This is a genomic window from Streptomyces sp. WM6386 (genome assembly GCF_000972385.1).
Taxonomy (GTDB): Bacteria; Actinomycetota; Actinomycetes; order Streptomycetales; family Streptomycetaceae; genus Streptomyces.
The window spans coordinates 1-966 of record NZ_JXTE01000232.1; the positions used below are offsets into that span (position 1 = coordinate 1).

A 966-nucleotide genomic window follows, 5' to 3' on the forward strand; every position below is an offset into this window, starting at 1 on the left:
GCGGTGTTCTGGTCGAAGTTCTGCGAGCCGGCCGTGCCCAGTCCCCGTGCCGAACCGCACAGGAGCCAGACGGCGCCCGCGTCCGCCAGGTCGCCGATGCTCTCGCCCGGGGAGCCGATCGCCAGGTCGAGGTAGCCGTCGTCGTTGACGTCGCCGAGGCTGAGGTCGCCACCGAACTGATCGCCGACTTCGGCACTGCCGCCGAGGCCGCCCCTGCCCTGCTCGAAGATCTGATCCGGCGTCTGGGAGTCGGAGCCGAACAGGCCGTCCGGGCTGCCGTAGCGCACGGAGACACTGCCCGCGGACCGGTCACGAGAATCATCAGCGCGTCCTCCTGTCATCAGATGATCAGCTCGAGGACACGCTAGAAACTCAACTGCTCAAGGAAACTTCCCCGGCCCTCCCCGAACGCCCGAGTGCGATCGCAACGCGAGGATGCCCTCACCAACCAACCAACCAGCCGGTCCGGGAACGAGCCGAACGGGACCGGCATGTCGCCGCGTACGAACGACCTGTGACCGGGACGGACGACCATGGTGCCGCCGGTGGGACGGGGCGGGGAGCTGGTCCCACCGGCGGCTGTTCAGGAAGGCAGCCGCAAAGGTGTCCGCGTCAGCCTGTGTGCCTGTGTACGTGTGTGCCTGTGCGTCAGAACGCGGGGATGGCGGCCGCCGCCCTGCTGTCGGCGTTCCGGGCCTTGTTGATGTTGCTCTGGAGGTTGCCGGTCAGCGGGAAGTTGGCGCTGCCCCACTTGGAGTTCCACAGCTGGTCGCGCGGTGTCTTGTCCATGTTCTCCATGGTGACCAGGGCCGGCCGGTCCCAGCCTCCGTCGCTCCACGCCTCCGGGGCCTCGCCCCACGCGGCGAAGCGGAACGCGTGCGTGCTCGGGCCGTCCTTGTGGTAGAAGATCTCGACGCGGTTGTAGCTCGACTCGCCGTTCAGCCTGCCCATCGGTACCTCGTTGAT

General features: G+C 67.9%; 2 protein-coding genes. Both read right to left on the minus strand.

The genetic code is table 11. The features are described from left to right. A partial coding sequence (locus TN53_RS40940) for an FG-GAP repeat protein (protein WP_046263963.1) occupies nucleotides 1-287 on the minus strand: 287 nt, incomplete at its 3' end. A gap of 361 nt (nucleotides 288-648) precedes the next feature. Next, nucleotides 649-966, minus strand: a 318-nt coding sequence (locus TN53_RS40945; RefSeq protein WP_046263964.1) for an NPP1 family protein, incomplete at its 5' end; no start/stop codon positions are given.